Origin of the sequence: Thauera aminoaromatica S2, assembly GCF_000310185.1 — a bacterium.
In the GTDB taxonomy this organism is placed as follows: domain Bacteria; phylum Pseudomonadota; class Gammaproteobacteria; order Burkholderiales; family Rhodocyclaceae; genus Thauera; species Thauera aminoaromatica.
The window spans coordinates 1-6,847 of the sequence record NZ_AMXD01000170.1 but is presented as its reverse complement, the minus strand read 5'-3'; the positions used below and the strand labels follow the sequence as shown (position 1 = coordinate 6,847).

The window sequence follows — 6,847 nt, the reverse complement described above, 5'->3', positions numbered from 1 at the left end:
TACGCGCCCCACGGCCGGCGCTGGCCCGCCACCCTGTCGCCCGCGCTCGACGCCGCCTGCGCGGGCCGCCACACCGCCGACCCCGCGGATCTGCGCCGCGCACCGGCGGGCCGCGTCGTCCCCTTCGACATGACCCCGCTGGCGATCTCCGCCTCGCTGATCCGCGATCTGGTGCGCGACGGCCACAGTGCCCGCTATTTGCTGCCGGAATCGGTTCTCGACTATATTGCCGCGCACCATCTCTACCGCTGAGCGCCCCGCGCCGGCCCACACAGGATCCGAATGGACACCCCCACCCTCGAAAAGATCGTCGTCGCCGCCCTCGAAGACATCAAGGCACGCGACATCGAAGTCATCGACACCTCGAAGCACACCCCCCTCTTCGACCGCATCGTCGTCGCCAGCGCCGAATCCGGCCGTCAGACCCGGGCGCTCGCGCAGAACGTGCACGACAAGGTCAAGGAAGCCGGCGGCGAGATCATCGGCACCGAAGGCCAGGAGACCGGCGAGTGGGTGCTGGTCGACCTCGGCAACATCGTGGTGCACGTGATGCAGCCCGCGGTGCGCGCGCACTACAAGCTCGAGGAACTCTGGAACACCCCGCCGTCCAGCCGGCGCAACGCCGCCTGACGAGTAGCGCCCCGCGCGAGAGGCCGCCTGCGTACGGCGCGGGTGGCGGTCGCGTTTTTCGACGCATGCTCGTCCACGCACGCGCGCAGGTTCAACCATGAAACTGATCATCGTCGCCGTCGGCCACCGCATGCCCGCCTGGGTGCAGGCCGGCTTCGACGAGTTCGCCCGCCGCATGCCGCGCGAGCTGCAGTTGCAGCTCGTCGAGGTCAAGGCCGAGCCGCGCAGCGGCGGCAAGACGGTGGAGGCGATGATGGCGGCCGAGGCCGCGCGCATCGAGGCCACCCTGCCGCCGCGCTGCCGCCGCGTGATCCTCGACGAGCGCGGCGCCGACCTGAGCACGCTGGCGCTCGCGCGCCGGCTGGAGTCCTGGCAGGGCGCAGGCGACGACGTCGCGCTCATCGTCGGCGGCCCCGACGGCCTCGCCCCCGCGTTCAAGGCGGGCGCCCACGAGGCCATCCGCCTCTCCAGCCTCACCCTCCCCCACGCCTTGGTGCGCCCCCTGCTGGCCGAGGCGCTCTACCGCGCGTGGACGGTACTCAAGAACCACCCCTACCACCGCGAGTAGCGCCTGCAGCATCGGCCGATCGCGACTTGCGTCGCTCCCACACGAACCACCGCGCCTCCGAAGGCGCCCGTGGGAGCGACGCGAGTCGCGATTGCGGCGGTGATGCCGGCACGGCGGCGCGGGCGGGCGGTGAAACCCGTTAGAATCGCGCCACCCGAGCCCGACCGGCGCCGACCGGCGTCGCGGATCCTGCGGAACGCCATGCCATGACCCTCACCCCGCGCATCTACCTTGCCTCCACGAGCCCCCGCCGCCGCGAACTGCTGCGCCAGATCGGGATCAATTTCGACGTGCTGACCTTTCGCGCCGGCGAGCGCGGCGAGGACGCCGACGTCGACGAGACCCCGCTGCCCGACGAAGCGGTCGAACGCTACGTCGAGCGCCTCGCGCTCGCCAAGGCCCAGGCCGGGATGCGGCGGGTGCTGTGGCGCAAGCTGCTGCCGCATCCGGTGCTCGCCGCCGACACCACGCTGGAGGTCGACGGCGAGATCGTCGGCAAGCCGCGCGAGGCCGCCGAGGCGCACGCCATCCTGGAGCGCCTGTCCGGCCGCCGCCACCGCGTGCTGACCGCGGTCGCGATGAGCGACGGCGAGCGCACGCGCAGCCGGCTGTCGGTCAGCGAGGTCGCCTTCCGCACGCTGAGCGAGCACGACATCCGCCGCTACATCGCCACCGGCGAACCCTTCGACAAGGCCGGCGCCTACGGCATCCAGGGTCACGCCGCGATCTTCATCGAGGAGATCCGCGGCAGCTACTCGGGGATCATGGGCCTGCCGCTGTTCGAGACCGCCGCCCTGCTCGAGATCTTCGGCCACCCCGTCCTGTGAGCACACCCCGTCCATGAGCATCGAATTCCTCATCAACTTCACCCCGCAGGAAACCCGCGTCGCGATCGTCGAGCAGGGCGTGGTGCAGGAGCTGCACGTCGAGCGCACCGCCAGCCGCGGCATCGTCGGCAACCTCTACCTCGGCAAGGTCGTCCGGGTGCTGCCCGGCATGCAGTCGGCCTTCATCGACATCGGCCTCGAGCGCACCGCCTTCCTGCACGTGGCCGACATCTGGAGCGACCGCCAGAACGGCGAGGGTGCGCGTCCGATCGAGAAGATCCTCACCGAAGGCCAGAGCCTGATGGTGCAGGTGCTCAAGGACCCGATCGGCACCAAGGGCGCACGCCTGTCCACCCAGGTCAGCCTCGCCGGCCGCCTGCTCGTCTACCTGCCGCAGGAAAAGCACATCGGCATCTCCCAGCGCATCGAGGACGAGGCCGGGCGCGAGGCGCTGCGCAGCCGGCTGGTCGCGCTGGTGCCCGAAGACGAGCCGGGCGGCTTCATCGTGCGCACCATGGCCGAATCCGCCACCGACGCCGAGCTCGCCGCCGACATCGCCTACCTGCGCAAGCTGTGGCGCGAGATCTCCGGCTCGACCGTGGGCCTGTTCCCGCCGAAGCTGCTGCACGAGGACCTCGGGCTGGGCCAGCGCACGCTGCGCGACCTCGTCACCGACGAGACCTCACGCATCCGCGTCGACTCGCGGGAGAACTTCCAGAAGCTCGCCGCCTTCGCCGCCGAGTACACGCCGCAGGTGCTGCCGCTGCTCGAGCACTACAGCGGCGATCGCCCGCTCTTCGAGCTCTACAGCGTGGAGGAGGAGATCCAGAAGGCGCTCGCCCGCCGCGTCGATCTCAAATCCGGCGGCTACCTGATCATCGACCAGACCGAGGCGATGACCACCGTCGACGTCAACACCGGCGGCTTCGTCGGCGCGCGCAACTTCGACGACACCATCTTCAAGACCAACCTCGAGGCCAGCCAGGCCATCGCCCGCCAGCTGCGCCTGCGCAACCTCGGCGGCATCATCATCATCGACTTCATCGACATGGAGAACGTCGAGCATCGCGAGATGGTGCTGGAGGAGTTCCGCAAGGCGCTGTCGCGCGACCACACCAAGATGAGCATCAACGGCTTCACCGCGCTCGGCCTGGTGGAGATGACGAGGAAGCGCACGCGCGAATCCCTCGCCCACCTGCTGTGCGAGCCCTGCCCCACCTGCAGCGGCCGCGGCGAGGTCAAGACCGCGCGCACGGTGTGCTACGAGATCCTGCGCGAGCTGCTGCGCGAGGCACGCCAGTTCAACGCCCGGGAGTTCCGCGTGCTCGCCGCGCCCAACGTGATCGACCTCTTCCTCGACGAGGAGAGCCAGTCGCTGGCGATGCTGTCGGACTTCATCGGCAAGAAGGTCTCGCTGCACGCCGAGGGCAGCTACACCCAGGAGCAGTACGACATCGTGCTGCTGTGAGCGTGGCGGGGCTCCCCGCCCGCAGCGCCCCTTGGCGCGAACACCCGGCCGACACCGCGCGCTGCCGCGCGGTCCGCGGGCGTGCTGGCCGGCACGAGGACTGCCACCGTATCATTCGTCGTCGATCTGCCGCCCACCTGCCGCAACGGAGGCCCTCATGAGCAACGCCCTGGCACGCCCCGCCCCGATCAGTGTCGAGGACTACCTCGAAGGCGAGACCCGGAGCGAAATCAAGCATGAATACCTCGACGGCGAGGTGGTGGCGATGGGCGGCGCCAGCGCGAGGCATGGCCTGGTCGTCACCAGCCTCGGCCTCGCGATCGGACCGCACGCCCGCCGCAAGGGCTGCCAGCTCTTCATCGCCGACATGAAGGTCCGCGTCGAGCACACCGGCCAGACCTACTTCTATTACCCCGACATCGTGCTGGCCTGCGCGCCCGACGACCGCGAGACCTATTACCGCCGCAGTCCCTGCCTGCTGGTGGAGGTGCTGTCGCCGAGCACCGAGCGCATCGACCGCCGCGAGAAGCTCTTCGCCTACCAGGCCATCCCCTCGCTGCGCGAATATCTGCTCGTCGATCCGGACAAGCGCTCCGTGGAGATCTACCGCTTCGGCGACCCGGTGCGCCACGAGACCTGCGCCGAGGGCGCCTTCCGGCTGGACTGCCTGGATACGGAGATCACGCTGGACGAGGTGTACGCCGACGCCGAAGCGCCCTGAAGCCCGCCGGCTCGGCCCCCCCCGGTCGCGCCGCGAAGCGGGAGCGTCCGCCCCGCTCACACCCCCAGGTAGCGCCCCCACAGCTCGCGCCGCGCGTCCAGCTCGGCCGAGCTGCCCTGCCAGGTAATGCGCCCGCGCTCCAGGATGAGGTTGCGGTCGGCGAGCGCCATCAGCCTCTCGACGTATTTATCCACCACCAGCGTGGTCTGCCCCTGCGCCTTGAGGAGCGCGAGGCAGCGCCAGATCTCCTCGCGGATCACCGGGGCGAGGCCTTCGGTGGCTTCGTCGAGGATCAGCAGGCGCGGGTTGGTCGACAGCGCACGCGCGATCGCCAGCATCTGCTGCTCGCCGCCGGAGAGCTGGTTGCCGAGGTGGTCGGCGCGCTCGGCCAGGCGCGGGAAGAGCGCGTAGAGCCGCGCCGGCGTCCATGGCTCGGCGACGCCATTGCGGCGCGCGGCGAAGGCGACGAGGTGTTCGTGCACCGTGAGATTGGGGAAGCACTGCCGGCCCTCGGGCACGATCGCCACGCCGAGGCGGGCGATGGCGTCGGCGCGCTCGGCGTGGATCGGACGGCCTTCGAAGACGATCTCGCCGCGCTGCGGGCGCAGGCCGCCGACGATCGTGCGGATCGTGGTGCTCTTGCCCATGCCGTTGCGCCCGAGCAGCGCCACCACCTCGCCGGCGCGGATGTCGAAGTCGAGGCCGAACAGCACCCTGCTGGTGCCATAGCCGGCCTCCAGGCCGCGGCAGCACAACAGCGGCGCGTTCATCCCGCCACCTCTGTCCCCAGATACACCGCCTGCACCTCGGCATGCCCCTTGATGTGGGCGGCGTCACCCGAGGTCAGTACCTTGCCGTACACCAGCACCGAGATGCGGTCGGCGAGCTGGAACACCGCGTCCATGTCGTGCTCGATGAGCAGGATCGCGGTCTCGCCGGCGAGACCGCGGATCAGCGCCACCATCTGCTGCGAATCCTCCGGTCCCATGCCGGCCATGGGCTCGTCGAGCAGCAGCAGCCTGGGCCGCGCGGCGAGCGCGAGCGCGAGGTCGAGCCGCTTCTGCAGGCCGTGGGCCAAGGTGCCGGCGTTGCGCTCGAGAACCTCGGCCAGGCCCGTGCGCTGCGCCAGCGCCTCGGCGCGCTCCTGCAGCGCGTGCTCGGCGTCGCGCCGCGACAGGCAGCGGAAGCTCGACCCCGCCTGCGCCTGCACCGCGAGCAGCAGGTTGTCGCGCACGCTGTCGTTGCGGAACACGCTGCTGATCTGGAAGCAGCGCGCCAGGCCGGCACGGGTGCGCGCGTGCGGCGTCAGCGCGGTCAGCTCGACACCGTCGAGCACGATGCGCCCGGCGTCCGCCGGCAGCAGTCCGGAGATCAGGTTCACCAGGGTGGACTTGCCCGCGCCGTTGGGGCCGATCAGCGCATGGATCTCGCCCGCCTCGACGGCGAGGGAGACATGGTCGGTGGCGAGCAGGCCGCCGAAGCGCTTGACCAGGCCCTCCGCCCTGAACAGGCTCATCGCGCGCCCTCCTTGCCGGCGCGGCGCTCGAGCAGCGCCGCCACGCCCTGCGGCGCGTGGAACACCACCAGCAGCAGCAACAGCCCGAGCGGCCAGTGCCAGTAGTCCGTGTAGAGCTTCAGCACCTCCTCCAGCGTCAGCCACAGCGCCACCCCGAGCGGCGCGCCCCAGCGCCGGCCGGCGCCGCCGAGCATCACCATCACCAGCAGCAGCGCGGACTGCGTCCAGTGCATGATCGACGGGCTGACGAAGGCGTTGTGGCTGGCGAGCAGGCCACCGGCCAACCCCGCCACCGCGCCGGCGGCGACGAAGCCGGCGAGCTTGAGCCGATAGACCGGGTAGCCGAGCGCCACCATGCGCGTCTCGTTGTCGCGGACGCCGCGCAGCGCATGGCCATAGCGCGAATGCGCGACCCGGCTGAAGAGCGCGAACACCGCCGCGGCGATCGCCAGCACCACCCAGTAGAAGACCTGCGCATGCGCGCCGTCCAGCCAGGCACCCAGCGCCAGCGGGGTGTACAGGCCGTAGCCGTCGTCGCCGCCATACGTGCGCAGCGACACCGCGAGGTAGTGCAGCATCTGCGCGAAGGCGAGGGTGATCATGATGAAGTACACCCCGCGCGTGCGCAGCGACACCGCGCCGATCGCCGCTGCGAACAGCCCGGCAAGCACCGCCGCGCTGCCCCAGGCCAGCCAGGCCGACGAGACCCCGGCCTCGACCAGCGCCACCACGGTGTAGGCCCCCACGCCGATGAAGCCCGCATGGCCGAGCGCCGCCATGCCGCCGTAGCCGAGGATGAAGTTGAGGCTGGCCGCCGCGATCGCCACGATCAGCACCCGGCGCACGAAGCCGACGTAGTACTCCAGCCCGAAGGCCGGCGCGATCAGCGGGAAGGCCGCGAGCAGGGCCAGCACCAGCCAGGGCAGGCGGCGCGCGAGGCCGGGGAAGCGTTCGGGCATCGCGTCCCTCAGCCGCGCGCGGGGAACAGCCCCGCGGGTTTCAAGCTCAGCACCGCCGCCATCAGCACGTACATGGCGATGCCGGCGAGCGCCGGGCCGAGGTCGGCCGCCACCGCGGGCGGCAGCACCGCGCGCAGGGCCGGCGGCAGGAAGGCGCG

9 protein-coding genes are annotated in these 6,847 nt (G+C 71.0%); 6 read left to right on the top strand and 3 right to left on the bottom strand.

What is annotated here, in order from left to right; genetic code table 11:
* The 6 genes from C665_RS17435 to C665_RS17410 all read left to right on the top strand — a co-directional run.
* A partial coding sequence (locus C665_RS17435; protein ID WP_004324528.1) for a nicotinate-nicotinamide nucleotide adenylyltransferase occupies nucleotides 1–252 on the top strand: 252 nt, incomplete at its 5' end.
* 30 nt (nucleotides 253–282) lie between these two features.
* Nucleotides 283–630, top strand: a complete 348-nt coding sequence (gene rsfS / locus C665_RS17430; RefSeq protein ID WP_004324527.1) for a ribosome silencing factor — start codon at nucleotides 283–285, stop codon at nucleotides 628–630.
* 97 nt (nucleotides 631–727) lie between these two features.
* Complete coding sequence (rlmH, locus tag C665_RS17425) at nucleotides 728–1,198, top strand: 23S rRNA (pseudouridine(1915)-N(3))-methyltransferase RlmH (RefSeq protein WP_004324525.1); 471 nt, start codon at nucleotides 728–730, stop codon at nucleotides 1,196–1,198.
* 206 nt (nucleotides 1,199–1,404) lie between these two features.
* On the top strand, nucleotides 1,405–2,025 hold the full coding sequence (locus C665_RS17420) for a Maf family protein (RefSeq protein WP_004324523.1): 621 nt from the start codon (nucleotides 1,405–1,407) through the stop codon (nucleotides 2,023–2,025).
* A 13-nt stretch (nucleotides 2,026–2,038) separates the two neighbouring features.
* A complete protein-coding gene (gene rng / locus C665_RS17415) occupies nucleotides 2,039–3,493 on the top strand; it encodes a ribonuclease G (protein ID WP_004324521.1) in 1,455 nt (484 codons plus the stop codon).
* A 157-nt stretch (nucleotides 3,494–3,650) separates the two neighbouring features.
* Complete coding sequence (locus C665_RS17410; RefSeq protein WP_004324519.1) at nucleotides 3,651–4,214, top strand: Uma2 family endonuclease; 564 nt, start codon at nucleotides 3,651–3,653, stop codon at nucleotides 4,212–4,214.
* Between the two features lie 56 nt (nucleotides 4,215–4,270).
* Here the strand turns inward: C665_RS17410 and C665_RS17405 are convergent, their stop codons facing one another.
* Genes C665_RS17405 through C665_RS17395 form a run of 3 tightly spaced genes read right to left on the bottom strand, consistent with a single transcriptional unit; the run spans nucleotide 4,271 to nucleotide 6,689 of the window.
* Nucleotides 4,271–4,984 (bottom strand): ABC transporter ATP-binding protein, encoded by a 714-nt coding sequence (locus C665_RS17405; RefSeq protein WP_004324518.1) that lies wholly within the window; start codon nucleotides 4,982–4,984, stop codon nucleotides 4,271–4,273.
* Complete coding sequence (locus C665_RS17400) at nucleotides 4,981–5,730, bottom strand: ABC transporter ATP-binding protein (RefSeq protein WP_004324516.1); 750 nt, start codon at nucleotides 5,728–5,730, stop codon at nucleotides 4,981–4,983. The genes C665_RS17405 and C665_RS17400 overlap by 4 nt, the downstream gene beginning before the upstream one ends.
* Complete coding sequence (locus tag C665_RS17395) at nucleotides 5,727–6,689, bottom strand: branched-chain amino acid ABC transporter permease (protein ID WP_004324514.1); 963 nt, start codon at nucleotides 6,687–6,689, stop codon at nucleotides 5,727–5,729. Before C665_RS17395 ends, C665_RS17400 begins: the two co-directional genes overlap by 4 nt.
* Between the last annotated feature and the right edge of the window lie 158 nt (nucleotides 6,690–6,847).

Bases quoted from the DNA above. Each gene is read 5' to 3' on its own strand.
- rsfS (WP_004324527.1), top strand. From the start codon at position 283: ATGGACACCCCCACCCTCGAAAAGATCGTCGTCGCCGCCCTCGAAGAC.
- rlmH (WP_004324525.1), top strand. From the start codon at position 728: ATGAAACTGATCATCGTCGCCGTCGGCCACCGCATGCCCGCCTGGGTG.
- C665_RS17420 (WP_004324523.1), top strand. From the start codon at position 1,405: ATGACCCTCACCCCGCGCATCTACCTTGCCTCCACGAGCCCCCGCCGC.
- rng (WP_004324521.1), top strand. From the start codon at position 2,039: ATGAGCATCGAATTCCTCATCAACTTCACCCCGCAGGAAACCCGCGTC.
- C665_RS17410 (WP_004324519.1), top strand. From the start codon at position 3,651: ATGAGCAACGCCCTGGCACGCCCCGCCCCGATCAGTGTCGAGGACTAC.
- C665_RS17405 (WP_004324518.1), bottom strand. From the start codon at position 4,984: ATGAACGCGCCGCTGTTGTGCTGCCGCGGCCTGGAGGCCGGCTATGGC.
- C665_RS17400 (WP_004324516.1), bottom strand. From the start codon at position 5,730: ATGAGCCTGTTCAGGGCGGAGGGCCTGGTCAAGCGCTTCGGCGGCCTG.
- C665_RS17395 (WP_004324514.1), bottom strand. From the start codon at position 6,689: ATGCCCGAACGCTTCCCCGGCCTCGCGCGCCGCCTGCCCTGGCTGGTG.